The organism is Pseudomonas sp. 4CAES_32.4 (genome assembly GCF_058136335.1).
On the sequence record NZ_CM176882.1, the window covers coordinates 1,318,238 to 1,343,944 of the forward strand.

Consider the following 25,707-nt stretch of genomic DNA (forward strand, 5'->3'; position numbering starts at 1 on the left):
ATCGCTATCGCGAGCAGGCTCACTCCTACAAGGGAATAGCGATACCCCCTAAAAAAGAATCACCAAGGAATTCATACATGTCGTGGATGCCACCCCAGCATGAGCTGCTGTCGCCAATCACTGGCGATGACGGTTCGCAGATCAACCAGATCCAGCTCAAGCCGCTGTTCTACGCCGCGCAAAAAGAAGCGCTGGAACGCGCCGGCGATGATGAAGACGATCAATTTTTCGAACTGGCGTTGCTCGCCACCGGCCTGTCGGTCAAGGAACTCGACCAGCTCAAGCGCCCGGACTACGTGAGCATCGCCCAGTACGTGCACGAGATGTCGACCCAACCGTCTTCGCATTTTCTCGACCAGGTCGAAGACGCGGAAAAGTCCGCCGATCCCGATCAGGTGCAACTGCTGCAACCGCTCGCCGTGACCGGCCGCACCGTGACTTCGCTGAGCCTGGAAATGCCCGTGCTGCGCGCGACCAAAGTGATGAAGAAACTGAAAACGGCCAAGGAACGCGCCGAGTTCATCACCGCCCATTGCACCGGCCTGATGATCCCTGATCTGGCCCTGATGACCGTCCCGGACTGGACGCAATTGCAGGTGCGCATCGACGATTTTTTAAACCAGCCGGCGGCCTACTTTCGGAACGCGACATCGAAGTAATCCTCGATATCGTCCCGCTCATTTACCCGGTAAGTGAAGCGGAGATTCTGGAATGGGACGCCGAAAAGGCGTTGCGCCGCTACGACATAGCGATCACTCGCCTTGGCGTAAAACAGGAGTAGAGCGGCATGGCAGAGAGCAAATATGCGCTCACGTACGCCGGTGAGGGCGGCAATACAACGGGCGGATTTACGCTGCCCGACAACCTCGGCAAACCGCTGCAGGATTTGAACGTCACGTTGGCTTTGGCAAGCGTGGATATTCGTTTGCTGACTCAGGAGCAGATCAAGCTGCGGGAGCTACTGGTCAGCCAGCAGTCGTTGTTCAAGGCTGGCGCTACAGCCCCTGCTGCAAGCGCTGAGCCGAAGTCCAAACTCAAGGCCGAGATTGAGCAGCGTCCGCCGCCAAAAATCACTCAGTCGGCAATGGCCAACGAAACGGCGCTGGTTGAATTGAATCAGGTGCTGCACCTGAGCAACGAATCGCTTCAGGCACTCTCGGAAAAGAGCCTGGAAATTGCCAGTGATAAACGGGTTGCCTCCAGTGGGTCTACTGGCGCGGATTTGCTGCAAGTGCAACTGGCAGCATTGCGGTCCGGCATCAGTGATGGTCTGAAGGGCGAGCAGAAAAAGGAGGCATTACAGGACTTCTCTCGTGATGCCGCCATCAATGCCTCGGCCTTCAAGATCGATGTCAAGGCTGCTGGCGAGATGTTGGCGGGCTGGCACACCGCTCTGAAGCTTGATCGGGTGCAGAGCCAGGACTTGGCAGACGCGACCAGCTACCTTGGCAACAGTGGCCTGAACGTCAAAACCGCTGACATCGGTTCCGTCGTTCAAAGTGCCGGGGAGGGCGCCAAAGCCTCAGGGATGACCCCCGAGCAGGTGGCTGCACTTGCGGCGGCATTTCTCAACAGTGGCGCTAACAAGACAGATGCCGCAGCGGCGCTGAAGAGTTTCACGACGGTTCTGAGCAAGGGTGAATCCGCCTCATCGGCGCAGCGCTCGGCCTGGGCCGAAATGGGGCTGAACCCCGAGTCGCTGGCGCGTGGGATGAGTGACGATGCCCCCCAAACGATCAATTTGGTACTGGAAGAACTCAAGAAACAACCTGAAGAGAAACAGGCTTCACTCACAAAAACGTTGTTTGGCAACAACGATGCAATCCTTGAGTTGTTGAAGAAGCCTGAGGATGCTCAAACTGCGTTCAAACTGGTTTCTGACAAGTCCCTGTATGCAACATCTAAACGCGGTGAGGATGCAGGTTCGGCGGCACAAACCGCTGAGGCTTATGGCAATACATCGCAGGGACGCTGGAATGCGCTGGATGCGAGTCTGAACAGGCTGTCCACGGCGGTCGGCAATTCATTGGCCCCGGTGACAGACGGCTTTGCAGTCGGGCTGACTGCGGTGGTCAATGAACTGAGCGCGGCGGCCGAATCCTTCCCGTTCGTCACCGCTGCACTGACTTTGCTTGGGGTAGCTGCCACGCCGTTCGTAGCAGGCGCGCTGAAGACCGGTGTGTCCTCAGTGCTCGACGCGGTTTCCACAAGACTTTTGCGCCTGGCGGCTGCGCGTTTACCGTCTGAAATTGGCGAAATGATCGCTGGTGAGGATGACGACAATGGCGGTCGCAAAAAGAAACGATCAGCACGCAGGCCGGGGCAAGGCAAACGGGCCAAGACCCCGGCGAAAAGTGCTCCGCCGCGCACTCCAGCTGCTCGCCAAAGCCTGGGCAATCGCTTACGCGGTGCAGCGCTCAAGGTAATGCCTGCCATCAAAAGCACGGCTGCCAAGGTCTTGCCCGCAGTGCGGAGCGCAGGCGCCAAGGTTATGCCTATGCTGTCTCGCGCTGCGCCTATTGTGGGTAAAGTTGCTGCACCATTGATGATTGCACACGCCGCCTACAAAGGCCTGAAAGGCTGGCGTGAGGGTGATGACAAAGCCGTGGGAGCGGCAACAGGTGAGTTAGCGGGTACAGCCATTGGCGCGGCCGTCGGCTCGCTTTTTCTTCCCGTTGTCGGTACAGCCATCGGGGGAGTCCTGGGTGGATTAGCGGGATCATACCTGGGGGAAAAACTCGCCAGCCCGCCCGCCGACAAACTCTCTTCGCCGGGAGATGTCGCGAAAAATCTGGTCAACGCTCCCTCCCAAAGCCAAAACCAGCAAGTCACCTTCTCGCCCTTGATCCAGGTCACCTGCCCGGCACCAGATACTGCCGAGCAAATCCGCACAATCATCGGGCAGCAACTGAGTGGACAATTCCACGGCCAGTTCCTGCCGCTGTTGACCAACAACCCCCTCGCCACCCGCCGTGACGCAGCCCTCACCGATGGAGTCGCCTGATGAAACAACAAATGGCACTGGGCAGTTTCATTTTCGGTCTGTCGCGCAACTTCGCGTACCACCAGTTGTTGCGCAAAACCGATGGCGGCTGGATGGATTTGCCCATCCTCACCAGCAAGCCCAAATCCAGTCAGACCGGACAGAAAGCGGAAACCCTGACCATCACCGGCAAGTCGATGTACGCCGTGGCCATGGATCGGCTCGATGAATTGCGCGCCTTGCAGGCACTGCGAATCCCGCTGCCGCTGATTGACGGCATCGGTCGAAACTGGGGCCTGTGGCGGATCAACAACGTGCAGGAAACCCAGACCCAGATCATCGATGACGGCACGGCGATGGTGCTCGATTGGGTCATCGAATTAGCGGAGTTCAACAATGCGTAAGGTTCGAAGCGTGGCCGGTGATTCGGTGAATCTGCTGCTCTACCGCGAAACCGGGCGCAGCGATGACGCCGCCGAACAAGCGCTGTGGAAACTCAACCCGACTTTGGCCGAGCACGGCTCGGTGCTGCCCGCAGGCATCTGGATTGTGCTGCCTGAACTCGACAGCAAACCCACCCCGCTCAAAGCGCTCACGGCTTGGGATTAAGGAGGTTGTATGGCACTGGGTTTTACCCCGGTCGTGCAGATTTATGGCGAAAACGCCGATCTGCTCAACCAGCGTCTGATCAGTTGGGAGCACATTGACGCCGCCGGTATCGAGTCGGATCAACTGACCCTGATCATTGATCTGGAAGGTCTCGAAGGGCTGCCAAGTCTCGGCGGAAAAATCGGCCTGCTGGTGGGTTACCTGGAAATGGAGGAGATGGTCGACAAAGGTCAGTTCAAAGTCACTCGCCTGACGCCGACTTTGTTTCCGTTTCGCCTGACCCTGGTGGCCACGGCAGCGCCATTCACCAAGGATGATGAAACCGGCTTCAAGCAGCGCCGCACCGCCAGTCATGGTCCCACGACGCTCGGTCAATTGTTCAGCAAACTGGTGACGCAGCACGGTTTTTCATCGCGTGTTGCAGCGGACGTGGCGATGATCAAGATCGCCCACGTCGACCAGTCCAATGAAACCGACATGGGCTTTCTGACGCGGCTGGCGAAGAAGTACAACCTGGTCGCCAAACCCTATGGCGATGCGTATGTGCTGGCGCGGCCCGGTCAGATCAAATCAATCTCGGGCCAGGATCTGCCGGATGTGACGTTGTCGGTCACCCACGACAATCGTCCCGGCGATCAGGCCTTCATCAGCGCCACCCTGGAAGAGGCCGCGCGCGAGCAGACACAAGGCTGCAAGACCTGTTTCTGGGATGCGGCGGCGGCTGTGGTGCGCTGGATTGAAACCGGTGTGGCGCCGCACAAGGTTATCCGCCAGCAGCAGCCCAACGAAGCCGATGCCATCGCGGTCGGCGAGGGCGAGGTGCGCAAGATGCTGCGCAAAAAGTACAAGGTGAAAGTCACCTGTCCGGGCAATCCACTGCTGACGGCTGAAGGGCTGTTGTTGCTCGACGACACCTGGCCAGACTTCATGCGTGGGCGCTGGTCGATCGAGAAAGTCACTGCCAGCGGCAATCGTGAAAACAGCTATCGCTGCGTGATTGATGCCGCGTGCCTCGACCCCAAGGCCGCAGCAAAGGACTGATTCCCCGCGTTCTCACTGCGATGAAGATCCCTGTGGGAGCGGGCTTGCCCGCGAAGAGGCCAGCCCGTTCAAAAGAGATGCCGGTTGACCCACAGCCATCGCTGGCAAGCCAGCTCCCACAGGTTTTGCAGTGTTCTGCAGACCGAATTTTATTCAACTCTGGAACACCCCCATGAAGATCACCCCGATCCTCACGCAACTGCGTGGGCAATGCCCAAGCCTGGCCAATCACTTTTCGGTGGGCGTCGATCTGGCGTTGCTGCAAGGCAATGCCGATCTGCCGACACCCTCGGCCCACGTGCTGCCGCTGGCGGATCTCGCCAGCATCAGCAGCGCGCAAAACCTCACCACTCAACCGATCCGCGAACGCTTCGAAATCGTCCTGGCGCTTGACGCCAGCGACGCTACAAAAGCGCTGGATCTGTTGCACGACCTGCGCGCCGAACTGTGGCGCGCACTGGTCGGGTTCAAGCCGGACAACGACTACAGCGCCATCGTTTATGACGGCGGCGAACTGGTCTCGATCAACAGCAGCCGCGCCTTTTACCGGCTGCGCTTTTTTGCCGAGTTCCAGCTCGGCCGCAATCTGCCGAGTCAGCCTGCGGAGAGTTGGCACGAACGTGAACTGGACGGTTTGTCGTCCTTTACCGGGGCCACCGTGCGGGTCGATGCGATCGACCCCGCTGACCCCAATCTGAAACGCCCGGGCCCCGATGGGCGCGTGGAAATGACTTTCTCTGGAGACGTAACCCCATGAGCAACCGCATCACCGTACTGCCGGCCGCTGGCCGCGTCGTGCCTGACCCGGAGGCCGGCGATCTGCTGCCGCTGGAAGGCCGTGAGGTGCTGGACAGCGCCTGGTGGCGCCGGCGTCTGGCCGACGGCGACATCACTCTCAAAACCGCACCAGCCAAACAAAAGGGAGCCAAATAATGGCGATCGGATTCAGCAACATCCCCGCGGACATTCGTGTACCGCTGTTCTACGCCGAAATGGACAACTCGGCCGCCAATAGCGCGAGTTCGACCCTGCGTCGTTTGATCGTCGCTCAGGTCAACGACAACATCGCGCCGACCGAGGTTGGCAAACTGGTGTTGGTGTCCAGCGTTGCGCTGGCGAAAAGCATCGGCGGTCAGGGCTCGATGCTCGCCTCGATGTACGAGACCTTCCGCAAGGCCGACCCGATTGGCGAGATCTGGTGCCTGCCGCTGCACAACGTTGAAGGCGCCATCGCCAAAGGCGTGCTGACCCTGACCGGCACCGCGACTCAGGCTGGCGTGTTGAATCTGTATGTCGGCGGCGTGCGAGTGCAAGCCACCGTGGTCAACGGTGCCAGCGCTGCGCAAGCGGCCACCGCACTGGCGCAAAAGATCAACGCCACGGCCGACCTGCCGCTCAGCGCTGCCGCTGCCGAAGGTGTGGTCACCCTGAACGCCAAATGGACCGGCGACAGCGGCAACGACATCAGCCTGCAATTCAATCGCCTGGGCAAGAGCAACGGCGAAGAAACCCCGGCCGGCCTGACCACTGCGATCACCGCCATGACCGGCGGTGCCGGTGTGCCGGATCAGGTTGACGCCATCGCGGCGCTCGGTGATGAGCCGTTCGAGTTCATCGCTCTGCCATGGTCGGATCTGGCGACCCTCAACACCTGGCAAGCCGTCATGGATGACAGCACCGGTCGCTGGTCGTGGGCCAAGCAATTGTTCGGTCACGTCTACAGCGCTAAACGCGGCACTGTCGGCACTCTGGTTGCTGCCGGCCAGGCACGCAACGATCAGCACATGACCATTCAGGCGCTGGAGCCGGGCGTTCCGCAACCGTTCTGGGTACAAGCGGCAGCACTGGCCGCACGCACCGCGGTATTCATCTCCGCCGACGCCAGCCGTCCGACGCAAAGCGGCAGTCTGCCGGGTGTTGATCCGGCACCGGCCAGCGAACGCTTCACCCTGACCGAGCGTCAGTCGCTGCTCAATTACGGCATCGCTACCGCGTACTACGAAGGCGGTTACGTGCGTATCCAGCGCTCGATCACCACCTACCAGAAGAACGCTTTTGGCCAGGCCGACAACTCCTATCTGGACAGCGAAACCATGCACCAGTCGGCGTTCATCGTCCGTCGTCTGCAAAGCGTGATCACCAGCAAATACGGCCGGCACAAACTGGCCTCCGACGGCACCCGTTTCGGCGCCGGCCAGCCGATCGTCACCCCGGCGACCATTCGCGGCGAGCTGATCGCCCAGTACGCCAAGCTCGAACTGGAAGGCCACGTCGAGAACGCCGAGCTGTTCGCCGAGCACCTGATCGTCGAGCGCGACGTGCAGGATCCGAGCCGTGTGAACGTGCTGTTCCCGCCGGATTACATCAACGGTCTGCGCGTGTTCGCACTGCTCAACCAATTCCGTCTGCAGTACGACGCCGCGGCTTGATCCGCACGTTTGACGGCAAGCATTCAGCCCACCTCGCGTGGGCTTTTTTATTCAAGGGAGTAACACCATGGGTCAACTGATTGCAGGCACCTGCTACGTCAAGGTCGACGGCGCACAACTGACCATCAATGGCGGCTGCGAAGCCCCGCTGATGGCGGTCAAACGCGAAACCGTCGTACCGGGCTTCTACAAGGAAACCGACATCGCGCCGTCGTTCAAAGTGACCGCGCTGCACACCGCCGACTTCCCGCTGAAGAAGCTGATCGAAGGCACCGACATCACCGTCACTTGCGAATTCAGCAACGGCAAAGTCTACGTGCTGGCCGGGGCCTACCTGGTCGAAGAGCCGGTCTCCAAGGGCGATGACGCCACCATCGAACTGAAATTCGAAGGCATCAAGGGGACCTGGCAATGAGCGGCGCCGTGAAGCTTCAGGTTGCGATCGAAGCTCACGGCGAGCCCCTGACCGAACTCGTCCTGCGCCGTCCGACGGTGCAGGAAGTGCGAGCGATCAAGGCGCTGCCGTACAAGATCGACAAGAGCGAAGAAGTCAGCCTCGACATGGACGTGGCGGCCAAATACATCGCCGTGTGCGCCGGCATTCCGCCGTCGTCGGTCAACCAGCTGGATCTGGCTGACCTCAATGCGCTGAGCTGGGCCGTTGCGAGTTTTTTCATGAGTGCGGCGTCGGCGCCATCACCGACCTGATTGCCGTCGCCTATGACCTGGCCTGGTTCTGGAAGGTTGACCCCGAACAGATGATGGCCAGGCCACTGGATGTGCTCCGCGAATCGCTGGAGCACGCGCAACGGATCAATGCGATGCAGCAGGTGCAGTGATGGCTATTACACAGATAAACGCGATCCAGCAAAACGTTCAGACCACGGTCAACATGCTCGTGGTCATGCAAGGTCTGCAGAAAATGGAGACCGAGATGAAGGGCGTCCGGGGCAAGGTCGCGGCGTTCAAGAAAAGCCTGGAAAGCACTGGGATCAAGCCGCTTGATCTGTCCGGGTTCATCTCGGGCGGCGGCTTGCTCAAGCCGTTTCAGGAGGGCTTGAAAAAGGCGATCAAGGCCGAAGACGAACTGGCGAGCAAAAGCAAAAGTCTCCAAGCCCCGACGCTGGGCAAAGACGCGCTGCTTCCCGCGCCGTTGAGCACACCAGCGACGGCACAAGTGCCCGCAGTGGTGAAGGGCGAAACATCCACCAACCTTGCGAAATTCAACGTTTCCCTTGATGACATTTCGTTGAAGATCGGTCACGCCTTGTTGCCTGCGGTCAATGGGCTGGTGACGGCGCTGGTGCCGGTCATCACCTCGGTCGGCGAGTTTGTCGCCGATCATCCGCAACTGGTCGAAGGGTTGGCGGCAGCAGCCGTAGCATTCACCGTCGTCACGACGGCGGCGGCGGGTTTCAGTGCTGTGCTTACGCTGCTCGCTTCGCCTATCGGGCTTTTTGCCGCCGGGGTTGCATTGGCGGCAGGTTTGATCGTCGCCAACTGGAAACCGATCTCGGCGTTTTTCGCCCGGCTATGGCAAGAGATTGCCCCGGTGGTAATGCCGATGGCCGGTTTTTTCCGGACGCTGTTCGGCTTCACGCCGATGGGGATGCTGATCAACAACTGGGGGCCGGTCAGTGGTTTCTTTGCGGGGCTGTGGGGCGTACTCAAAGCGCTGGCGGCGCCGGTCATCGACTTCTACGCAACGTTGTTTGCGTACTCACCGCAGGCGCTGATCCTGAAGAACTGGCAGCCGCTGGTGGGTCTGTTTGCATCGATCTGGGATTTGCTCAGGGCGGTGTCGGTGCCGGTGGCGGCTTTTTTTCGGGACCTTGTGGATTACATGAGTTTGCCGATTCTCGCGCTGTACGGCGTTATCCGCGAGCAATTGGGCTGGTCGCCTCTGGAGATGTTTATTCAGGCCTGGGACCCTTTGACCGCCTGGATCAAAAAGTGGAGCGACACGTTTTACGAAGTGCTGGCGCCGATCAGGGATTTTTTCAACGGAGGCCTGGGCAAACTCGCGGCCGAAGCATCGGCCAAGGTCGACGTATTGACCCGCTCACAGGAAAAAACCAATGCCGAAGGCAAAGGTGAATGGGCGCCGCAATTCCTCGGCTCCAGCACGGACGTTACGTCCCCAACCCCGTTATCGGCGGGGTCGCTGACGCAATCCTCCAGCTCACTGACGCAATCCACTACCTCGCTGACGCAGACGTCCAGCGCGCTGATTCAACAAAGTGCAATCAACAACCGTACGCAACTCGAAGGCGGCCTGACCGTGCGCTTCGAGAACGCACCGGCCGGGTTGCGCACTGATCAGCCACAAACCAATCAACCGGGCCTGGCGCTGTCTTCGCGCATCGGCTATCGCTCGTTGTCCGTGGGAGGTTCCAATGAACTGGCGTGACCGTTTGTTACCGGCATCCTTTCGCGGTGTCGGTTTCTGGATCGACTCGGCGAAAACCCCGGTCGGCCGCAAAGGTCAGCTGCACGAGTATCCGCAGCGTGACTTGCCGTACTTCGAGGACCTTGGCCAGCAGGCGAGGATTCACGATGTCACCGCGTTCATCGTCGGCGCCGATTGCCTGGAGCAGCGCGACAAGCTGCTCAAGGCGTTGGAGGCGGGCAGTGGCGAGCTGGTGCATCCGTGGCTCGGGCGCCTGCAAGTCAAGGTCGGTGAATGCGACATGACCCACACCCGCCAGGACGGCGGGTTGGTGACCTTTACCCTGAAGTTCTATCCCGACAAGCCGTTGCCGTTTCCGACCGCGACTGTCAGTACCCAAGGGGTAATACTGCTCAAGGCCGGGACTTTTCGGGCTTCTGCCCTCGCGCGTTTCGAGGAGGCGATGACGCTGATCAAGGCGGCGCGTATCGGCATTGCCAATCTGCGCAACAGCCTCGCAGGGGTCTACGGCATCATCAAAGAGCAGCTTCAGCCGCTGATCAAGTACTACAAAGACATCACCGACTTCGTCAAAGCAGTCAAGGAGTTGCCCAAGGAGCTGGCGGCGGAGTTCAACGGCTTGCTCGGCGATATCAAGGAGCTGAAGACGTTTGCGAAGGAAGGCTACCGTGGCGTGATTGCCGACGTGTCGCAACAACTCGAAGCCATCCGCAACGCCGATGCGCCGAAGCTCACCACCGGCAAGGACACCAATGCCGCGGCGCAAGCCATGGCTGATTTGGTGCAGGACACGTTGATCGTGAAAGCGGCGCAGTGGATCGCTTCCATGCCGGTTGCAAGCAAACCGGTGAAATTGCCGTCGACGCCTTCCGTGGGCTTGCAGGTGAACCAACCGATCAATCGTCAGGATGTGCCGTCGACAGACGATACGCTGGCGATGTTGAAGAGTCTGGTCAGCACGTTTGATCTGGTGAAGAACAAATCCAGTGCTGCGCATCACCAGGCCGCCAGCGATTTGCAGGATGCGTTGGTCACGCACCTCAAGGCCGTTGCATCCTCGGGTATACGGGTTGTCACCAAAACCATTCAGGAAAGCGCGCCGTCACTTGTGATCGCCTACAAGTACTTGGGCGATGCCACGCGGGCCCTGGAAATCCAGCAGCGCAACCCGACGAATCATCCCGGGTTTTCGCCCAACGAAGTGAAAGTTCCCGGGGAGTAAACCATGAGCGAGATGGACAACCGCGTCACGCTGACGGTCAACAACCTGGAATACGGCGGCTGGAAAAGCGTGGAAATTACAGCTGATCTTGAGCGCCAGTTCCGGACTTTCAAGCTCGACATCACCTGGCAATGGCCGGGGCAAACGGTAGACAAACCGATCAAGCCTGGTGACCCCTGCGAGGTGAGAATCGGCAATGATCTGGTGCTCACCGGTTACGTGTTCAAAGCGCCGATTCGTTATGACGGGCGGCAGATCGGCCTGACCATCGAGGGCAGTTCCAAGACTCAAGATCTGGTCGATTGCGCGGCAACCAACCGGCCTAATCAATGGCAGGAACAATCGTTGCTGAGCATCGTCCAGGCGCTGGCGATGGAGTATGCGCAATCGGTGGTCAACGAAATTCCCGAGACCGCACGACTGACCAAACACACCATCGTGCCGGGTGAAACGGTGTTTCAGTCAATCGATCGATTGCTCTCGCTGTTGCGGGTGTTTTCCACCGATGACGAACAGGGGCGGCTGGTGTTGGCCAAACCCGGTAGCGGTGGTCGGGCCAGCGATGTGCTGGAGCTGGGCAAGAATATTCTCTCGGCCAGCGCGGCGATGGATTACAGCCAGGTGTTCTCCGAATACCGGGTCATCGGCCAGCAAAAAGGCTCGGACAGCAAAAGCGGCGCGGCGGTCAGCGAAGTGGAATCGACGGCGGCTGACCTGACCTTCAAGCGTCGGCGCACCACGATCATCAACGAAGGCACGCAACTGACCTTCGAGCTGGCGCAGCAGCGTGCGCAATGGGAAAGCGCCACCCGCATGGGCCGGGCGCAGGCCACCACCTATCAGGTACAGGGCTGGCGTCAGTCCAACGGCGATTTGTGGCGGCACAACACGCTGGTGCGGGTGAAGGATCCGGTGCTTGGCTTCGATGGCGACATGCTGATTTCCAAAGTCACCTATTCGTTGTCGGCCCAGGGTTCGCTGACCACCCTTAACGTGGCGCCGCCGCATACCTTCGATGCCAATCCAATGCCCCCGAAAAAATCCCCGGCCTGACACCGAACCTGACTGGCATCACTTGCCCCTGTGGGAGCGGGCTTGCCCGCGATAGCGGTGGTTACCGCAAACACTTCTTTGCCTGACACACCGCCATCGCGGGCAAGCCCGCTCCCACAGGTTTTGTGTTGGCAAAGTCTTAAGGACAATTCATGAGCCTACTGACACGCCTGCTGGCGCGCGGCACTGTCGTGCTCGCCAATTCGGCATCCAAGCTGCAATCGCTGCAAATGCGCCTCACCGCCGGCGAGGTCAACGACGACCTCGAACACTTCGAACCCTACGGTTTCACCAGCCATCCGCTGGCCGGTGCCGAAGGCGTGGTCACGTTTATCGGCGGCGACCGTTCCCATGCTATTGCCCTGGTCATCGCTGACCGCCGCTATCGCCTGCAGTCGCTGGCAGCCGGCGAGGTGGCAATCTACACCGACGAGGGCGACAGGATTCACTTCAAGCGCGGGCGGATCATCGACATTGAAACGGCCACGCTGAACATTCGCGCCAGTTCGGCGGTGAACTTCGATACGCCCGTCATCAACCAGACCGGCAAGATTGTTTCCACCGGCGATCAACTGGCTGGCGGCATCAGCCAGATCAACCACGTACACGTCGGCGTCCAGGCCGGCAGCGGCCAGACCGGCGCGCCGGCAGGAGGCAAATGATGTTGATCAGCCCCAATCTCCACGCCGCGCTGACCCGCGCCGTGCTTATCAGTCTGTTCACCTGGCGCCGCGCTGCCGATGACGACGCCCTCGACGATGACGAACGTTTCGGCTGGTGGGGCGACAGCTTTCCGACCGTCGCCGACGACCGTATCGGTTCGCGGCTGTGGCTGTTGCGCCGGGTCAAGCTGACCCGACAGACCCAAATGGACGCCGAATTCTATGCCCGCGAAGCCCTGCAATGGCTGATTGACGACGGTCACTGCAGCGCCATCGACATCATCAGCGAACGCCGCGACGCCCAGCGCCTGAACCTGCGCACGGTCCTGACCCTGGCCGACGGCGAACGCCTGGACATCAACCCTGATAACAGTTGGCAGGTGATCTATGCCGTTTGAAACCCCTTCGCTGCCGGTGCTGATCAAGCGCACCCAAAGCGACCTGGCCGGCGATTCGCTGCGCCAGTCCGATGCGCAAGTGCTGGCCCGAACCCTCAGTGGCGCAGCCTATGGCTTGTACGGGTACCTCGACTGGATTGCCGAGCAGATTCTGCCGGACAAGGCCGACGAGTCGACTCTGGAGCGCATTGCTGCACTGCGTCTGAACCAGCCGCGCAAACCCGCGCAAGTGGCCACCGGCACGGTGAGTTTTACCGCCACCGCCGGTGCGGTGCTCGACGTTGATACGTTGCTGCAAACCAACGATGGCCGTACCTATAAAGTCACCGCCGCACGCACCACGGTCAATGGCAGCAACAGCACCACCATCGCCGCACTCGACGCCGGCAGCCTGGGCAATGCCGATGCCGGTCTGGCGCTCTCCCCGGTGCAACCGATTGCCGGTGTTGTTGGCAGCAGCTTCGTCGTGGCTGAGCCGGGCCTGAGTGGCGGCGTCGCCCTGGAAAGTCTGGAGTCGCTGCGTTCGCGGGTGATCCGTTCCTACCGGGTCATTCCCCATGGTGGTTCGGCCAGCGATTACGAGACCTGGGCATTGGAAGTGCCGGGCGTGACCCGCGCGTGGTGCCGAGGCGGGTTGCTCGGCCCCGGCACGGTGAGCCTCTACATCATGCGCGACGATGACCCGCAACCGGTGCCAAACGCCGAGCAACTGGCTGAAGTGCAGGCGCACATCGAGCCGTTGCGTCCGGTCACCGCCGAGGTGCATGTGCTGCCGCCTGTGCAGGTGCCGGTGACTTACAAACTCAAGCTGACACCGGACACCACGGCTGTACGCGCGGCCGTCGAAACCCAACTGCGCGACTTGCACAACCGTGAAGCCGACCTCGGCGAGGACCTGCTGATCAGCCATATCCGCGAAGCGATCAGCAGCGCCGCTGGTGAAACCGATCACGTGCTCAGCGCGCCGACCGCTAACGTCGCCGCCGACGACAGCGAACTGCTGACGTTCGGGGGTTGCGTATGGGGGTGATCAGAACCGCCGCACAATACCAGGCGCAACTGCGTGCGCTACTGCCCAGTGGCCCGGCCTGGGATCCGGAACGCGTTCCGGAACTTGAGGAGGTGCTGCAAGGCGTCGCCGTCGAACTGGCGCGCCTCGACGCCCGCGCCGCTGACCTGCTCAACGAAATGGACCCGGCCGGCGTCAGCGAACTGGTGCCGGACTGGGAGCGGGTGATGGAGCTGCCCGACCCTTGTCTGGGGGCCACACCGTTGTTCGACGACCGCCGCCTCGCCGTACGCCGACGCCTGCTCGCGGTCGGCAGCCAGGCCGTCGGTTACTACCTCGACATCGCCAAAAGCCAGGGCTATCCCAACGCCACGATCACCGAACTCGAAGCCCCGCGCATGGGCCGCTCGCGCTTCGGCTCGGCGCATTGGGGCACGTGGGAAGCGCAGTTCATGTGGACGCTCAACACCGGCGGGCGCTTGCTGCTCGGTCGGCGTTACGGCGCGAGCTATTGGGGCGAGCGCTTCGGCGTTAATCCGGGTTCGGCACTGGAATGCCTGATCCACCGCAGTGCGCCGGCGCATACCAAGGTGCATATCAATTATGACTAGGGAGTAAGCGCGATGGATTATCCGAAGAGTGTGCCCGGTTCAGGTCTGGTGAATGGCCAGTTCGTTGATGAGAATCCGTTGACCGGCACGCCGGGATCGCTGATTCCGGCGACTTGGGGCAATGCGGTCACCGAGGAGCTACTGACCGTCATTCGCGCGGCGGGACTGGTGCCTTCCGAGAGTGAGTCGAATCAACTGCTGAAGGCGCTCAAGAGCGTGCTATCGCAGGATGCCTTGCCCTTCGCCGGGTTGGCATTTCCAACGGTGGCCACGGCGGATGGACGCATTGCAGTGACCGCTGCCAGCGGCTTGGCGGGCGGGATTGTGTCGGTGCCGGGCGGGGTTCTGGTCAGTCTCTGCGAGGAAGTGATCGTTGGCATGACGGCCCGTCCGCGTGCGTTGTTGACGCCGGTGTGGGCATCGCCCCTGCTAGACATCAACAGTACCTATTTTTTGCGAATGCAGGTGCGTGACGGAACGCTGGTCTGCTACACGCAAAAAGGTACGGACACCGATGCGGTTCCGACGTCAATGAAGGGCGGATCCGGTGTCAGTGGCGGTGGCTTCGACTCCACCTGTATCGACATGTTGGTGGCCAGAATAGCGACCACGGGTGCAGGAACTTTGCCCACGCTGACGCCGTTGGCGAACAAGGCACGCCTTGAGGCTGTCGGCGTCTGGTCAGGTGCCAACGGCAATTACTCGGTGACGTTGAACTGGGCGCGTAAACCACGTGCCTACCTGGCCGGTATTTTTGACTTTGATGACAACGTCAAAACCGATTACGGCGTAATCAGTGAGGACACGGGCGTTAGCTTCGTTGGCACACAATTCATGCCGGCGGGTGGGTTTACTGATCGTTATACGGGCCGGGTGGCCATTACAGCGTGGGCACAGAACCTGAATGCCGTCGGCCGCGTCAATGCCCGTGTCCGATGGGAGGTTTGACAATGAAAGCGATGATCGAAAATGACGTGGTTACCGGTTTCGTGACCGGTGATATCGACTGCGGTATTGCGGTTCCGGCAGGCACACCCGTTTGCGCCGGTTGGTTCTACAAGGACGGCACCTTCAGTGCACCGGCCGATGATCCAGCGCCGCTCGAGGCTACCTCAAGTGTGGAGCGTCTGTGGCGCACGACAGCGCTGACCCGATCGGACTGGCTGGTGACCCGCCATCGCGACGAATCGGATGCCGGAGTACAGACCAGTCTGAGCAGCAAGCAGTTTGCGAAGTTGCTGGCCCATCGTCAGGCTTTGCGCGATTGGCCCGGCGGCAACGATACCGCTGACGCCGAATCGCGGCCGCAAACACCTAAGTGGCTGGCGCGGATGTCCTGACGGCCGCTTGCAAACTTCCTCGCGCAGCACCCGAGCCCACTTCGACGTGGGCTTTTTATTTGCAGAAAACCGAGCGTGAATCCACCGCGCAGCAGTCGCTGGGTCTGCACGGGTCATTTGTCATTTCAAAGGAACGAACAACCCATGGATTATCCAAAAAGTGTCCCCAGCGTCGGCCTGGTCGATGGCCGCTTCGTCGATGAAAACCCGGTGGCGGGCACGCCGGGTTCTTTGATTCCGGCGGTGTGGGGCAACAGTGTCACTCAGGAGATTCTGAGTGTGATTACTGGTGCCGGGTTGGTGGCTGCCGAAGCGGACACCGCCCAGTTGTACAAGGCGATTCAGTCGATTATTGGTAATTCCAGTCCGATGCGTTCGGTCATTACTCGGGTTGGCACCTCCAGGTCTCTGACCATGGATGAGTTGGGCCTGGTTCTGATCGATGCCGGGGCCGGGGCAGTGAGCGTCAGTTTGCCGCCATCCAATACCAGCCTGGGCGTGCGTGATGTCATTGTACGACGTGTCGATAACAGCGGTAATCGCCTTGTCGTGAAAAGTTCAGGCGGCGACTTGATCAGGTTTCACACCCACCTGAATGTTTCGGGTTATCCGTTTTTCGTATTGATGGGGGCAGGTGACTGGTGGCATTTGCGCAGCGATACAGCGGGCAATTGGTGGCCGATCGGTCGTCTGGACGGAGCTTCGCTCGGCTACGTAGCCTTTGAAACCACTCTGGCTGTAATGCCCGGTGGCTATGCAGTGCTGAATGGTTCCTTACTCAATCGCTCGGAATGGCCATGGCTCTGGGATCACGCACAGCAGTCGGGCATGTTGCGTTCTGAAGCCGATCGGGGCGGCGCGTGGACGCCTGGAGATGGCGCCGCGACGTTTCGTCTGCCAGAAGCCCGTGGCGAATTTTTGCGCGTACTGGCCGAAGGCCGTTTGGTCGATACCGGGCGTGCACCGGGGTCTTGGCAAAAAGGCTCTTTAGTTCAGGGTGACAACGGCATTGGCGACAATATTCTGTTCGCGACACACATCAGTACGCAGAAGGCCCAACTGGGTTTCGATATGGGCGAATACGCCGATTACGCGGGCTCCACCGTCAAATACATCACTCCTGCAGCGCCGGTTACGCCAATCACTGACGCTGATTTGCTGAACCATGGTGGTATCACGCGTCCTCGAAATATTGCTTATCCGGGTCGAATCAAACTTATCTGAGGTGTCCATGTTCAATTATCTGATTGATGGCTCGGGCGCTCTGTCCGGCCCCGTCGAGTTTCCTGTCACGCCCGGAATCGGCATTCAGCTTCCCGCCAACGCAATCGAACTGTCGTTTAAGTTGCCTGAGCCTGAAGCCGGTCGTAGCTGGGCACTGATCAATGGCGTACCCCGTGAAGCGATCGATCGCCGCGGTGGGGTTTATCGCAAGGACGGGGGCGCCCAACAGATCTGGACCGAACTGGGGGCGTTGCCCGAAACCCTTACGTCACAGCCTTGGCCCGGCGAGCTCCATGTCTGGCGCGACAACGCCTGGGTGCTGGATGAGCAGGCTCGTTTGTCGAGCGTCAGCCAACAGTCTCTCGCCAAGCGTGATGTGTTGCTGCGCGAAGCCGTTTTGCGCATTGCACCTCTTCAGTACGCCGAAGACATCGGCGATGCCAGTCACGAAGAACAACTGCAATTGCTCGAATGGAAACTCTACAGCGTCGAACTCAATCGCCTCGAAAAGCAGGGCGGGTTTCCTGACGAGATCACGTGGCCGATTGTCCCCGGCGCTGCCGTGAACGGCTGATTTCTACAAGGAGAAGTGAAATGGATTATCCAAAAAGTTTGCCCGGCACCGGCCTGGTCAACGGCAGGTTTGTCGACGAAAACCCGTTGACCGGGGCCATCGGGTCTTTGATTCCTGCGCAGTGGGGCAATGCTGTCACTGAGGAAGTGCTGAATGTGATTCAGTCGGCTGGCCTCGCAGCGGATGAGCAGGACAACGCTCAATTGAAGTCTGCCATCGAGCAGAAAATCACCCAGAGTGTGGTGCCTGTGGCCAGTGTTCAAGACGCGGAGCAGGGAACCGACAACGTTAAACGCATGACTCCGTTGCGGGTTTTTCAAGCCATTGCCAAGCGCGTGGTGCAGGCGAGTGAAAGCATTGCCGGGATGGCGAAGATAGCAACTCAGGCGCAGACCGACAGTGGCGCGGATACCACCACGATCGTGACGCCGAAAACGCTGCGCTTTGGCTTTTCTGCCAGTCTGACCACCAACGGCTACATTGTTTTTCCTTCCTGGCTGGGTGGTTTCATCATTCAGTGGGTCGGGCTGTCGACCTTAGGAATTCAAGGGGCATATTCGAGTTTTACCTTGGCGTTTCCCAACGTTTGTCTTGCGGTATTTCCCTCCACTTTGAATGGATCGGCTCCGGGCAGTGTTTCGCTGGGTGCGAAAAATCAGAACGGTTTCACGTTGTACTCGGAACTGTTGCCTTGCGGCTTTTGTGCAATCGCGTTCGGACGCTGAGGAGTAACCATGAACCGTTTTTATAGTCAGTCCACAGGCTGTGTATACCTATCCGGGATCAATCCAAGCATGCCGAGTGATGCAGTACCGATCACTGAGGAGCGTTTCATCGCTGTGATCGCAAACCCGGCGCCCGGCAAAATCCGCAGCCATGATGCCGATGGTCTGCCAGTGCTGATCGATGCCGCGCCGCTGTCGGATGCCGAGCTTTCGATGCTGGCGCGCAAGTGGCGCGACGGGCAGCTGTTGGCCAGCCAATGGCTGGTTGATCGTGATCGGGATGAGGAGACCGCAGGCAGACCGATGAGCCTGAGCATCGAGGACCATCACGAGCTTCTGGACTATCGCCAGGAGCTGCGGGACTGGCCGTCGAGCACGGGTTTTCCCGCAGACGCGAGTCGACCCTTACCGCCGGACTGGCTGATGCGAATGCTGGCTGTGGCTTGATGTCGCGAGTTAAACAGAGTGTTACAGCAATTTTTGCCAACGCCCGCTTATGCGGGCGTTGGCGTTTCATGCGACCTGAAAGGAGCTGAAAGTGGATTACCCAAAAAGCGTTCCCGGCTCAGGCCTGGAGAACGGCAAGTTTGTCGATGAAGACCCGATCGCGGGAAAGCCTGGCTCGTTGATCCCGGCCAGTTGGGGCAACAGCGTTACCCAGGAAATTCTCAGCGCGATCACTGCCGCCGGTTTAACCCCGGATGAAGAGCAGACCAATCAACTGGCCCAGGCGATTCGGCAGTTAGCGAAACCCGACCCTTTGCAGCAATTCCCGGTGCAGGTGTACCGCAAGAATCTGTTGATCAATGGTGGCTTCGATATCTGGCAACGCGGGACGACCAATCAGGCACCGAATGTGGGTGGTTACGTGGCAGACCGGTTTCGCTGTGACTGGAGCGGCAATGCGGCTGTGGCTATCAGCCGGCAGAGTTTCGTCCCGGGGCAAACCGAGGTGGCTGATGAACCGGCCTCTTTTCTGCGCTGGCAGCAGACGACGGCGGGCGTTGGCGCAACGGAACACAAAATCTCCCAGGCCATTGAATCGGTGCGAACCCTTGCCGGGAAAACCGCTACCGTCACGTTCTGGGCAAGATCTGATGCGGCGCGCGAACTGAAAGTAGCGGTTACGCAGTTTTTTGGCGCAAGTGGTTCGGAACCCGTGACCAAAGCGGTCGAAGCCTTTCAGTTGAACACTGCCTGGACAAAATACACGGCGACATTTCAGGTACCGTCCATTGCGGGAAAAATGCTTGGCACGAACGATTTCCTGAGACTGGCGTTCGACCTGCCGCTCAACGTCGTACAGACGGTTGATCTGGCGCAGATCCAGTTGGAAGAGGGGCCTGTTTCCACGCCTTTCGAATACCGTCCGGTTGCTGAAGAATTGATGCTTTGTCAGCGTTACTTCGAGAAGTCGTTCGCCAACCGTCTACCGATTCAGGCGAACAACGGCGCCGGCACGTGCATTCTTTCGTTTAGCCAGTCCGCAGGAGGCAACGCTGGTCAATATGGCTTGGCCATCCACATGCAGGTACTCAAGCGAGTGCAACCGACTGTTGTGCTGTATTGCCCTGCAAATACCAGTAATCAGGTTTGGAACTTCACCGCACAAACAGCGTGTACGGGGACATTCATACACGGGGTGACCCAGCGTACTTTCGCGATCAGCACGCTAACGCCCCCCAACAGCGTGCCCGGTCAAGCATTGCAGATTGAATGGACAGCCGACGCTGAAATCTAGGAGTGAACTCATGACCTATCAACTGGCTCCTTGCGGCGTATTGCGCATGGAGGATTTAGCATTCATCCCGCAGGACCCGACCAATCGCGACTGGGCTGAGTATCAGGCTTGGCTGTCATCAGGCGGGCAGGTGCTTCCATTGGACGAAACACCTGAGGCGGCAGCGGGCACCCTGAAAACTCTGGCAAATAAATGGCTGGCAGGCATTGGCCGTCAGCCGTGATTCAATCGGGGGAATATCCAGGGAGGATCAAGCATTATGCAAATAACCGAAAACAACCTTATCGACATCATGCCCAACGCCCGCTCCCAAGCGGGCGTTTTTGTTTCGGTGCTCAACGCCGCCATGACGCGGCGTCGTATCGACACGCCCAAACGCATGGCTGCGTTTCTGGCGCAGGTCAGCCACGAGTCGGGGCAACTGCGCTATGTGCGCGAGCTGGGCAACAACCAATACCTGAGCAAATACGACACCGGCACATTGGCGCTGCGTCTGGGCAATACGCCAGAGGCTGATGGCGACGGGCAAAAGTATCGCGGACGTGGGCTGATACAAATCACTGGCCGTAGCAACTATAGGCAATGCAGCCTCGGCCTGTTTGGCGATGAGCGGCTGTTGTCGTTGCCCGAGCTGCTCGAGCAACCGCAATGGGCGGCTGAATCCGCTGCATGGTTCTGGGAGCAGAACGGCTTGAACGAGCTGGCCGACCGTGAGCAGTTCAACACGATCACCCGTCGCATCAACGGCGGGTTGAACGGTTTGCAGGATCGCCTGGAAATCTGGGCGCGGGCGAGGGCAGTGTTATGCCAATCCCCTGGCGCATGATCGGCATCTTGCTGTTGGCGCTGGCGGCGTTTGCCGTGGCCTGGCAGTTTCAGAATTGGCGCTACGGACAACAATTGGCCGAGCAGGCGCGGTTAAACGCCGAAACCCTCAATCAACTGACCCAGGCCGCCGCCACCGCGCAACAGGTTGAGCAGGATAAACGTCTGGCGCTGGAGCAACGGCTCGCGACCAGTGAACAAAGCCATTACCGAGCACTGAGCGATGCCCAACGTGATCAGGATCGCCTGCGCGATCGTCTTGCCACTGCTGATGTGCGCCTGTCAGTCCTTCTCGACGCCAGTGATAGTGCCCCAGGCTGCAACGTGCCTGCCACCACCGGCGCCGGCCGCGTGGATCCTGCAACCGTACGCGCCCGACTTGACCCGGCGCATGCTCAACGAATTATCGCCATCACCGACACCGGCGACCGCGGATTGATCGCCTTGCAGGCCTGTCAGGCATATGTCAGAGCGCTGTCGCCCGAACATTTTGAATGAGTCTGTATATTGAAAGCGCAACCGGCTCGTGTACGGTGGAGGCATTCCACACGATCCGGAGCATGCCGTGAAAGAGACCACCCAATTGGCCGCCGAACTGGGCCGACGTCTGCAAGTGCTCAATGCCCACGTCACCACCGCCGAGTCCTGTACCGGCGGCGGCATTGCAGAAGCGATCACCCGTATTCCGGGTAGTTCGGCGTGGTTCGAAGCCGGTTATGTGACGTATTCCAACCGGCAGAAAACCCAGCAGCTGAATGTCCCGCACGAGTTGTTCGGGACGGTGGGCGCGGTCAGTCCTGAAGTGGTCGAAGCGATGGTGCGTGGCGCGCAGGAAAAAAGCCTGGCGCGGTTTGCCGTGGCGGTCAGCGGCATTGCCGGGCCGGACGGGGGCTCTCCCAACAAGCCGGTCGGCACGGTGTGGCTGGCGTGGGGTGTTGGCGAAACGGTCACCAGTGAGGTTCAGCACTTCCCTGGCAACCGCGATGAAGTCCGCCGACAAACGGTGAAGGCCGCGCTAGAGGGGCTCCTGCGACTAGCGGCACGAGAAATCGAAAATCAGGGGTAGGCGATCCGCGAACGCTGTGGAATAATACTGGCTACTTATACAGGTGTTGGCCGTCAGGCCTTATTGATTACGTGAGGACTTTAATGGACGACAACAAGAAGAAAGCCTTGGCTGCGGCCCTGGGTCAGATCGAACGTCAATTCGGCAAGGGTGCCGTGATGCGTATGGGTGATCAGGACCGTCAGGCGATCCCGGCTATCTCCACTGGCTCTCTGGGTCTGGACATCGCGCTCGGCATTGGCGGTCTGCCAAAAGGCCGTATCGTTGAAATCTACGGTCCGGAATCTTCCGGTAAAACCACACTGACATTGTCCGTGATCGCCCAGGCTCAGAAAGCCGGCGCGACCTGCGCATTCGTCGACGCCGAACACGCCCTCGATCCTGAGTACGCCGGCAAGCTGGGCGTCAACGTCGACGACCTGCTGGTGTCCCAGCCGGACACCGGTGAACAGGCTTTGGAAATCACTGACATGCTGGTGCGCTCCAACGCTGTTGACGTGATCATCGTCGACTCCGTGGCAGCCCTGGTACCGAAGGCTGAAATCGAAGGCGAAATGGGCGACATGCACGTGGGCCTGCAAGCCCGTCTGATGTCCCAGGCGCTGCGTAAAATCACCGGTAACATCAAGAACGCCAACTGCCTGGTGATCTTCATCAACCAGATCCGCATGAAGATCGGCGTGATGTTCGGTAGCCCGGAAACCACCACCGGTGGTAACGCGCTGAAGTTCTACGCTTCGGTTCGTCTCGACATCCGCCGTACCGGCGCGGTGAAGGAAGGCGACGAAGTAGTCGGCAGCGAAACCCGCGTCAAGGTTGTGAAGAACAAGGTCGCTTCACCGTTCCGTCAGGCCGAGTTCCAGATTCTTTACGGCAAGGGCATCTACCTCAACGGTGAGATGATCGACTTGGGCGTGTTGCACGGTTTCGTCGAGAAGTCCGGCGCTTGGTATGCCTATGAAGGCACCAAGATCGGTCAGGGCAAGGCTAACTCGGCCAAGTTCCTGGCAGACAACCCGGAAATCGCCGCGAAGCTCGAGAAGCAACTGCGTGACAAGCTGCTGACTCCGGCGGTGATCGATTCCAAGGCTTCTGCAGTCAAAGAGACTGAAGACGACCTGGTCGACGCTGACATCTGATTGCAGCGATGACCACCGCCGTACTCGATACCCTCGTCGCGGTGCGGCGAACCGCGATGGACCTGCTCGCACGCCGCGAGCATGGTCGAGTCGAGCTGACGCGTAAATTGCGTCAGCGCGGCGCCGAGGCGGAGATGATCGAAACAGCCCTCGACCGTTTGACGGAAGAGGGGCTGCTTTCCGAAGCCCGTTATCTTGAAAGCTTCGTTTCCTACCGTGCCCGTTCCGGTTATGGCCCACTACGGATTCGTGAGGAGCTGAGCCAGCGCGGTTTGCAGCGTGCCGATATCGAACTCGCCCTGCGCGAAAGCGGTATCAGTTGGCAGGAACAACTTCAGGACACATGGCGCAGGAAGTTCTCCGGACATTTACCGATTGATGCAAAAGAACGGGCCAAGCAAGGCCGGTTTCTGGCGTATCGAGGGTTTTCGATGGAGATGATCAACCGCTTGTTCAGCGGTCGAGGCATGGACGATTAATCCGATTCAATAAAAACGGCCCGCTATGAAAATAGCGGGCCGTTTTTTTTGCCTTCAAATTACCTGCGACGGTTCGCGGCCGCGTTGCGCCGTTTGCGGTTTGGAATCCGCCCAGTTTTCCGGCAGGTTGATGTAGTCGATCAGCTCCCGCAGGCGGCCATGAGTGCGCGCGTTGAAGGCGAAGGCCAGTCGCGCCAGATGGCTGAATTGTGCTTCGTCGTGTTCCTCGCCGCTGTAGGTGTGTTGATGAAACTGGTCGCTGAGGCACAGATCGGCGAACGCTTCCTGCATGTGGGCCAGCGCCTGATCGCTGAGCTTGTGATGCATGCGAATCACAAACTGACGCTTGAGCCAGCGGCTGGAGTGGAAGTTGCTGTAGAACTGATTGATCTGTTCCACCGCCTCTTCGACGCTGTAAACCAGGCGCATCAGTTTCATGTCGGTCGGCAGGATGTAACGGTTGTCCTCCAGTTGCTGGCGAATGAAGTCCATCGCGCCTTGCCAGAACGTGCCGCCCGGCGCATCCAGTAAAACCACCGGCACCAGCGGACTTTTTCCGGTCTGGATCAGCGTCAACACTTCCAGCGCCTCATCCAGCGTGCCGAAGCCACCCGGGCACAACACCAGTGCATCGGCTTCTTTGACGAAGAACAGTTTTCGGGTGAAGAAGAAATGGAACGGCAGCAGGTTGCTGGTGCCGTCGACGGTCGGGTTGGCATGTTGCTCGAAGGGCAGGGTGATATTGAACCCGAGGCTGTGATCGCGACCGGCGCCTTCATGGGCTGCAGCCATGATGCCGCCTCCGGCGCCGGTGATGACCATCATGTCCGAGCGCGTCAACGCCGCACCGAGTTCTCGGGCCATGGCATACAGCGGGTGTTCGACCGGTGTACGTGCCGAGCCGAAGACGGTGACTTTGCGTCGACCCTTGAATTGCTCCAGCACCCGGAACGCTTGCTCCAGTTCGCGCAGGGCTTGCAGGGTGATCTTGGCGTTCCAGCGGTTGTGGTCTTCCTGGGCCATGCGCAGCACGGTCAGGATCATGTCGCGGTAGATGGGAAGGTTGGGGCTGTTGGGGGAAACACGGCTGAGTTGTTCTTCAACCTGGGTGATGAGGTCGGGACCGCTTTCCTGAAAATGACGACTTAAGAGGTCATTCGGTTGGTAAGGCATTCAACGTCTCCTTTTGCACAGAGCGGATGGCCCTGACGAGCGACGTCAGTGCCGCGCTGCAAAAAACACACGATCAGCAGTTCCTTGCCTGCCGTTGAAAAAAGATCGTGAATACTCTGAATCTAGACGCTTGCGAGGATTTGCGCCGACTCGATCATTGCGCCGCAACGTTGGGGCTGGCAACCGTTTATTGTTTTCCGCCAATGCCGACACCGCTCGTCTGAACGTGCGCCGGGTGGCAATCGCTCTGATTAACTAACTTACAGGCGCCGTACGACAGCTTTGCGTCAACGACCGTACGCAAGGTGCACGCTATTCAAGGATTTGCGGGTGGCAAGGAGGCGGGACACATGGCCAGAGTGATTCTGGAAATCGATACGCAGCTGTATCGAATGTTGAAGGCATCAGCCGAGACCCATCAGGTCAGTCTCGAAGAAGAGTGCTGCCGGCGGTTGGCGGGCGGCGAGCGGCGGTCGCACTATCTACAGGCCTTGCTGGCCGAACTGCGCGCCGAGGATGAACAGCGGCGCGCCAATTCGCGATGATTACTTCTTCTTCGCCGGGCCGGCTTTCGGGCAATCCGATTCCTGGTAGCTGGCGGAGCCGATCGCTTTGTTGGTTTTCACTTCCGTGAAGTCGTAACGCATGATCGCGCCCTTGGCCATCAGCTTGCGGAACGACGGGTTGTTGCACACCGAGGCGCCCAACTGGAAATACACGGCTTTAGGGTCTGCGCGCATTTTGTCGGCGTGGCTCTTCTGCACGCTCAGGTGGTTGATCAACTGCGTGCCTTCAACGGTGAAGCCCTGATCAAGAATGTCTTCGCTGATGGCGCGTGGCGTGCCGACGCTGCTCTGAGCGGCGACGTTGCGCAGCTCGCGGTTCAGATTCTGCTCACTCAGGGAGGCGGCCTGAGCGGTGAAGGACGACGCCAGCAGAATGGCAGCGGTGGGAACGATAAGGCGCAGCATGAAACTCTCCTGATTCGGTGACT

At 59.6% G+C, this 25,707-nt stretch carries 33 protein-coding genes and 1 pseudogene; 32 read left to right on the top strand and 2 right to left on the bottom strand.

Annotated elements, in window-relative coordinates; all coding sequences use genetic code 11:
* Nucleotides 1-77: 77 nt before the first annotated feature.
* From AC3Y64_RS05800 to recX, 31 genes and pseudogenes are all read left to right on the top strand, one after another.
* Nucleotides 78-659 carry a phage tail assembly protein gene (locus AC3Y64_RS05800; protein ID WP_489986743.1) on the top strand — a complete coding sequence of 194 codons (582 nt, stop codon included), beginning with the start codon at nucleotides 78-80 and terminating at the stop codon, nucleotides 657-659.
* A gap of 128 nt (nucleotides 660-787) precedes the next feature.
* Entirely contained in the window at nucleotides 788-3,004 is a 2,217-nt protein-coding gene (locus tag AC3Y64_RS05805) for a phage tail tape measure protein (RefSeq protein WP_489986744.1), read from the top strand.
* Nucleotides 3,004-3,387, top strand: coding sequence for a phage tail protein (locus AC3Y64_RS05810; RefSeq protein ID WP_489986745.1), 384 nt, complete (start codon nucleotides 3,004-3,006; stop codon nucleotides 3,385-3,387). The genes AC3Y64_RS05805 and AC3Y64_RS05810 overlap by 1 nt, the downstream gene beginning before the upstream one ends.
* Complete coding sequence (locus AC3Y64_RS05815) at nucleotides 3,380-3,592, top strand: tail protein X (RefSeq protein ID WP_489986746.1); 213 nt, start codon at nucleotides 3,380-3,382, stop codon at nucleotides 3,590-3,592. Before AC3Y64_RS05810 ends, AC3Y64_RS05815 begins: the two co-directional genes overlap by 8 nt.
* A 9-nt stretch (nucleotides 3,593-3,601) precedes the next feature.
* Complete coding sequence (locus AC3Y64_RS05820; protein ID WP_489986747.1) at nucleotides 3,602-4,633, top strand: phage late control D family protein; 1,032 nt, start codon at nucleotides 3,602-3,604, stop codon at nucleotides 4,631-4,633.
* A gap of 172 nt (nucleotides 4,634-4,805) precedes the next feature.
* Nucleotides 4,806-5,390 carry a phage tail terminator protein gene (locus tag AC3Y64_RS05825; RefSeq protein WP_489986748.1) on the top strand — a complete coding sequence of 195 codons (585 nt, stop codon included), beginning with the start codon at nucleotides 4,806-4,808 and terminating at the stop codon, nucleotides 5,388-5,390.
* Nucleotides 5,387-5,566: a DUF2635 domain-containing protein gene (locus tag AC3Y64_RS05830; protein WP_034154909.1), complete on the top strand. Its 180-nt coding sequence runs from the start codon at nucleotides 5,387-5,389 to the stop codon at nucleotides 5,564-5,566. Before AC3Y64_RS05825 ends, AC3Y64_RS05830 begins: the two co-directional genes overlap by 4 nt.
* Entirely contained in the window at nucleotides 5,566-7,062 is a 1,497-nt protein-coding gene (locus AC3Y64_RS05835) for a phage tail sheath subtilisin-like domain-containing protein (protein WP_489986749.1), read from the top strand. The genes AC3Y64_RS05830 and AC3Y64_RS05835 overlap by 1 nt, the downstream gene beginning before the upstream one ends.
* A 67-nt stretch (nucleotides 7,063-7,129) precedes the next feature.
* Nucleotides 7,130-7,477, top strand: a complete 348-nt coding sequence (locus tag AC3Y64_RS05840) for a phage tail tube protein (RefSeq protein ID WP_007908779.1) — start codon at nucleotides 7,130-7,132, stop codon at nucleotides 7,475-7,477.
* Entirely contained in the window at nucleotides 7,474-7,770 is a 297-nt protein-coding gene (locus AC3Y64_RS05845; RefSeq protein ID WP_007908778.1) for a phage tail assembly protein, read from the top strand. The genes AC3Y64_RS05840 and AC3Y64_RS05845 overlap by 4 nt, the downstream gene beginning before the upstream one ends.
* Before the next feature lie 130 nt (nucleotides 7,771-7,900).
* Nucleotides 7,901-9,472, top strand: a complete 1,572-nt coding sequence (locus tag AC3Y64_RS05850) for a phage tail tape measure protein (RefSeq protein WP_489986750.1) — start codon at nucleotides 7,901-7,903, stop codon at nucleotides 9,470-9,472.
* Nucleotides 9,459-10,694 (top strand): DNA circularization protein, encoded by a 1,236-nt coding sequence (locus AC3Y64_RS05855; RefSeq protein WP_489986751.1) that lies wholly within the window; start codon nucleotides 9,459-9,461, stop codon nucleotides 10,692-10,694. Before AC3Y64_RS05850 ends, AC3Y64_RS05855 begins: the two co-directional genes overlap by 14 nt.
* Before the next feature lie 3 nt (nucleotides 10,695-10,697).
* Entirely contained in the window at nucleotides 10,698-11,747 is a 1,050-nt protein-coding gene (locus AC3Y64_RS05860; RefSeq protein ID WP_489986752.1) for a phage baseplate assembly protein, read from the top strand.
* Between the two features lie 152 nt (nucleotides 11,748-11,899).
* Nucleotides 11,900-12,409, top strand: a complete 510-nt coding sequence (locus AC3Y64_RS05865; protein ID WP_489986753.1) for a phage baseplate assembly protein V — start codon at nucleotides 11,900-11,902, stop codon at nucleotides 12,407-12,409.
* Nucleotides 12,409-12,807 (top strand): phage GP46 family protein, encoded by a 399-nt coding sequence (locus AC3Y64_RS05870; RefSeq protein WP_489986754.1) that lies wholly within the window; start codon nucleotides 12,409-12,411, stop codon nucleotides 12,805-12,807. The genes AC3Y64_RS05865 and AC3Y64_RS05870 overlap by 1 nt, the downstream gene beginning before the upstream one ends.
* Nucleotides 12,797-13,837 (top strand): baseplate J/gp47 family protein, encoded by a 1,041-nt coding sequence (locus AC3Y64_RS05875; protein ID WP_489986755.1) that lies wholly within the window; start codon nucleotides 12,797-12,799, stop codon nucleotides 13,835-13,837. The genes AC3Y64_RS05870 and AC3Y64_RS05875 overlap by 11 nt, the downstream gene beginning before the upstream one ends.
* Nucleotides 13,828-14,427, top strand: coding sequence for a YmfQ family protein (locus tag AC3Y64_RS05880; RefSeq protein WP_064393135.1), 600 nt, complete (start codon nucleotides 13,828-13,830; stop codon nucleotides 14,425-14,427). Before AC3Y64_RS05875 ends, AC3Y64_RS05880 begins: the two co-directional genes overlap by 10 nt.
* A 12-nt stretch (nucleotides 14,428-14,439) precedes the next feature.
* Complete coding sequence (locus AC3Y64_RS05885) at nucleotides 14,440-15,375, top strand: phage tail protein (RefSeq protein ID WP_489986756.1); 936 nt, start codon at nucleotides 14,440-14,442, stop codon at nucleotides 15,373-15,375.
* Nucleotides 15,376-15,377: 2 nt separating this feature from the next.
* Entirely contained in the window at nucleotides 15,378-15,767 is a 390-nt protein-coding gene (locus AC3Y64_RS05890) for a hypothetical protein (RefSeq protein WP_489986757.1), read from the top strand.
* A gap of 144 nt (nucleotides 15,768-15,911) precedes the next feature.
* Nucleotides 15,912-16,991: a phage tail protein gene (locus AC3Y64_RS05895; protein WP_489986758.1), complete on the top strand. Its 1,080-nt coding sequence runs from the start codon at nucleotides 15,912-15,914 to the stop codon at nucleotides 16,989-16,991.
* A 7-nt stretch (nucleotides 16,992-16,998) separates the two neighbouring features.
* Nucleotides 16,999-17,565, top strand: a complete 567-nt coding sequence (locus tag AC3Y64_RS05900) for a tail fiber assembly protein (protein WP_489986759.1) — start codon at nucleotides 16,999-17,001, stop codon at nucleotides 17,563-17,565.
* Nucleotides 17,566-17,585: 20 nt separating this feature from the next.
* Nucleotides 17,586-17,783, top strand: a pseudogene (locus AC3Y64_RS05905) (hypothetical protein); the annotation flags it as partial.
* Between the two features lie 147 nt (nucleotides 17,784-17,930).
* Entirely contained in the window at nucleotides 17,931-18,290 is a 360-nt protein-coding gene (locus AC3Y64_RS05910; protein WP_489987929.1) for a gp53-like domain-containing protein, read from the top strand.
* 9 nt (nucleotides 18,291-18,299) lie between these two features.
* Nucleotides 18,300-18,737 (top strand): phage tail assembly chaperone, encoded by a 438-nt coding sequence (locus AC3Y64_RS05915; RefSeq protein ID WP_489986760.1) that lies wholly within the window; start codon nucleotides 18,300-18,302, stop codon nucleotides 18,735-18,737.
* Nucleotides 18,738-18,828: 91 nt separating this feature from the next.
* Nucleotides 18,829-20,031 (top strand): carbohydrate binding domain-containing protein, encoded by a 1,203-nt coding sequence (locus tag AC3Y64_RS05920; RefSeq protein WP_489986761.1) that lies wholly within the window; start codon nucleotides 18,829-18,831, stop codon nucleotides 20,029-20,031.
* Between the two features lie 10 nt (nucleotides 20,032-20,041).
* Nucleotides 20,042-20,254, top strand: a complete 213-nt coding sequence (locus AC3Y64_RS05925; RefSeq protein WP_489986762.1) for a hypothetical protein — start codon at nucleotides 20,042-20,044, stop codon at nucleotides 20,252-20,254.
* A gap of 36 nt (nucleotides 20,255-20,290) precedes the next feature.
* Nucleotides 20,291-20,857: a glycoside hydrolase family 19 protein gene (locus AC3Y64_RS05930; RefSeq protein ID WP_489986763.1), complete on the top strand. Its 567-nt coding sequence runs from the start codon at nucleotides 20,291-20,293 to the stop codon at nucleotides 20,855-20,857.
* The gene (locus AC3Y64_RS05935) at nucleotides 20,836-21,354 is read left to right on the top strand and encodes a lysis system i-spanin subunit Rz (protein ID WP_489986764.1); all 519 of its coding nucleotides are present in this window, start codon (nucleotides 20,836-20,838) and stop codon (nucleotides 21,352-21,354) included. The genes AC3Y64_RS05930 and AC3Y64_RS05935 overlap by 22 nt, the downstream gene beginning before the upstream one ends.
* Nucleotides 21,355-21,421: 67 nt before the next feature.
* Nucleotides 21,422-21,922, top strand: a complete 501-nt coding sequence (locus AC3Y64_RS05940) for a CinA family protein (protein ID WP_489986765.1) — start codon at nucleotides 21,422-21,424, stop codon at nucleotides 21,920-21,922.
* An 83-nt stretch (nucleotides 21,923-22,005) separates the two neighbouring features.
* Nucleotides 22,006-23,061 carry a recombinase RecA gene (gene recA, locus AC3Y64_RS05945; RefSeq protein WP_489986766.1) on the top strand — a complete coding sequence of 352 codons (1,056 nt, stop codon included), beginning with the start codon at nucleotides 22,006-22,008 and terminating at the stop codon, nucleotides 23,059-23,061.
* 8 nt (nucleotides 23,062-23,069) lie between these two features.
* Nucleotides 23,070-23,540 carry a recombination regulator RecX gene (gene recX, locus AC3Y64_RS05950; protein WP_008077166.1) on the top strand — a complete coding sequence of 157 codons (471 nt, stop codon included), beginning with the start codon at nucleotides 23,070-23,072 and terminating at the stop codon, nucleotides 23,538-23,540.
* 54 nt (nucleotides 23,541-23,594) lie between these two features.
* Here the strand turns inward: recX and AC3Y64_RS05955 are convergent, their stop codons facing one another.
* Entirely contained in the window at nucleotides 23,595-24,713 is a 1,119-nt protein-coding gene (locus AC3Y64_RS05955) for an LOG family protein (RefSeq protein WP_489986767.1), read from the bottom strand.
* 350 nt (nucleotides 24,714-25,063) lie between these two features.
* Here AC3Y64_RS05955 and AC3Y64_RS05960 point away from each other — a divergent pair, with 350 nt between their 5' ends.
* Nucleotides 25,064-25,258 carry a hypothetical protein gene (locus tag AC3Y64_RS05960; protein WP_122591456.1) on the top strand — a complete coding sequence of 65 codons (195 nt, stop codon included), beginning with the start codon at nucleotides 25,064-25,066 and terminating at the stop codon, nucleotides 25,256-25,258.
* Here the strand turns inward: AC3Y64_RS05960 and AC3Y64_RS05965 are convergent, their stop codons facing one another.
* A complete protein-coding gene (locus AC3Y64_RS05965) occupies nucleotides 25,259-25,684 on the bottom strand; it encodes a PA3611 family quorum-sensing-regulated virulence factor (RefSeq protein ID WP_008077172.1) in 426 nt (141 codons plus the stop codon).
* Nucleotides 25,685-25,707: the final 23 nt, after the last annotated feature.

What these genes read in the sequence shown, in the direction of transcription:
- AC3Y64_RS05935 (WP_489986764.1), top strand. Translation starts at nt 20,836, where the DNA reads ATGCCAATCCCCTGGCGCATGATCGGCATCTTGCTGTTGGCGCTGGCG.
- AC3Y64_RS05830 (WP_034154909.1), top strand. Translation starts at nt 5,387, where the DNA reads ATGAGCAACCGCATCACCGTACTGCCGGCCGCTGGCCGCGTCGTGCCT.
- AC3Y64_RS05885 (WP_489986756.1), top strand. Translation starts at nt 14,440, where the DNA reads ATGGATTATCCGAAGAGTGTGCCCGGTTCAGGTCTGGTGAATGGCCAG.
- AC3Y64_RS05800 (WP_489986743.1), top strand. Translation starts at nt 78, where the DNA reads ATGTCGTGGATGCCACCCCAGCATGAGCTGCTGTCGCCAATCACTGGC.
- AC3Y64_RS05855 (WP_489986751.1), top strand. Translation starts at nt 9,459, where the DNA reads ATGAACTGGCGTGACCGTTTGTTACCGGCATCCTTTCGCGGTGTCGGT.
- recX (WP_008077166.1), top strand. Translation starts at nt 23,070, where the DNA reads ATGACCACCGCCGTACTCGATACCCTCGTCGCGGTGCGGCGAACCGCG.
- AC3Y64_RS05910 (WP_489987929.1), top strand. Translation starts at nt 17,931, where the DNA reads ATGGCGAAGATAGCAACTCAGGCGCAGACCGACAGTGGCGCGGATACC.
- AC3Y64_RS05850 (WP_489986750.1), top strand. Translation starts at nt 7,901, where the DNA reads ATGGCTATTACACAGATAAACGCGATCCAGCAAAACGTTCAGACCACG.
- AC3Y64_RS05880 (WP_064393135.1), top strand. Translation starts at nt 13,828, where the DNA reads ATGGGGGTGATCAGAACCGCCGCACAATACCAGGCGCAACTGCGTGCG.
- AC3Y64_RS05805 (WP_489986744.1), top strand. Translation starts at nt 788, where the DNA reads ATGGCAGAGAGCAAATATGCGCTCACGTACGCCGGTGAGGGCGGCAAT.
- AC3Y64_RS05865 (WP_489986753.1), top strand. Translation starts at nt 11,900, where the DNA reads ATGAGCCTACTGACACGCCTGCTGGCGCGCGGCACTGTCGTGCTCGCC.
- AC3Y64_RS05835 (WP_489986749.1), top strand. Translation starts at nt 5,566, where the DNA reads ATGGCGATCGGATTCAGCAACATCCCCGCGGACATTCGTGTACCGCTG.
- recA (WP_489986766.1), top strand. Translation starts at nt 22,006, where the DNA reads ATGGACGACAACAAGAAGAAAGCCTTGGCTGCGGCCCTGGGTCAGATC.
- AC3Y64_RS05810 (WP_489986745.1), top strand. Translation starts at nt 3,004, where the DNA reads ATGAAACAACAAATGGCACTGGGCAGTTTCATTTTCGGTCTGTCGCGC.
- AC3Y64_RS05860 (WP_489986752.1), top strand. Translation starts at nt 10,698, where the DNA reads ATGAGCGAGATGGACAACCGCGTCACGCTGACGGTCAACAACCTGGAA.
- AC3Y64_RS05845 (WP_007908778.1), top strand. Translation starts at nt 7,474, where the DNA reads ATGAGCGGCGCCGTGAAGCTTCAGGTTGCGATCGAAGCTCACGGCGAG.
- AC3Y64_RS05890 (WP_489986757.1), top strand. Translation starts at nt 15,378, where the DNA reads ATGAAAGCGATGATCGAAAATGACGTGGTTACCGGTTTCGTGACCGGT.
- AC3Y64_RS05875 (WP_489986755.1), top strand. Translation starts at nt 12,797, where the DNA reads ATGCCGTTTGAAACCCCTTCGCTGCCGGTGCTGATCAAGCGCACCCAA.
- AC3Y64_RS05840 (WP_007908779.1), top strand. Translation starts at nt 7,130, where the DNA reads ATGGGTCAACTGATTGCAGGCACCTGCTACGTCAAGGTCGACGGCGCA.
- AC3Y64_RS05955 (WP_489986767.1), bottom strand. Translation starts at nt 24,713, where the DNA reads ATGCCTTACCAACCGAATGACCTCTTAAGTCGTCATTTTCAGGAAAGC.
- AC3Y64_RS05915 (WP_489986760.1), top strand. Translation starts at nt 18,300, where the DNA reads ATGAACCGTTTTTATAGTCAGTCCACAGGCTGTGTATACCTATCCGGG.
- AC3Y64_RS05925 (WP_489986762.1), top strand. Translation starts at nt 20,042, where the DNA reads ATGACCTATCAACTGGCTCCTTGCGGCGTATTGCGCATGGAGGATTTA.
- AC3Y64_RS05825 (WP_489986748.1), top strand. Translation starts at nt 4,806, where the DNA reads ATGAAGATCACCCCGATCCTCACGCAACTGCGTGGGCAATGCCCAAGC.
- AC3Y64_RS05895 (WP_489986758.1), top strand. Translation starts at nt 15,912, where the DNA reads ATGGATTATCCAAAAAGTGTCCCCAGCGTCGGCCTGGTCGATGGCCGC.
- AC3Y64_RS05930 (WP_489986763.1), top strand. Translation starts at nt 20,291, where the DNA reads ATGCAAATAACCGAAAACAACCTTATCGACATCATGCCCAACGCCCGC.
- AC3Y64_RS05870 (WP_489986754.1), top strand. Translation starts at nt 12,409, where the DNA reads ATGTTGATCAGCCCCAATCTCCACGCCGCGCTGACCCGCGCCGTGCTT.
- AC3Y64_RS05965 (WP_008077172.1), bottom strand. Translation starts at nt 25,684, where the DNA reads ATGCTGCGCCTTATCGTTCCCACCGCTGCCATTCTGCTGGCGTCGTCC.
- AC3Y64_RS05900 (WP_489986759.1), top strand. Translation starts at nt 16,999, where the DNA reads ATGTTCAATTATCTGATTGATGGCTCGGGCGCTCTGTCCGGCCCCGTC.
- AC3Y64_RS05820 (WP_489986747.1), top strand. Translation starts at nt 3,602, where the DNA reads ATGGCACTGGGTTTTACCCCGGTCGTGCAGATTTATGGCGAAAACGCC.
- AC3Y64_RS05960 (WP_122591456.1), top strand. Translation starts at nt 25,064, where the DNA reads ATGGCCAGAGTGATTCTGGAAATCGATACGCAGCTGTATCGAATGTTG.
- AC3Y64_RS05815 (WP_489986746.1), top strand. Translation starts at nt 3,380, where the DNA reads ATGCGTAAGGTTCGAAGCGTGGCCGGTGATTCGGTGAATCTGCTGCTC.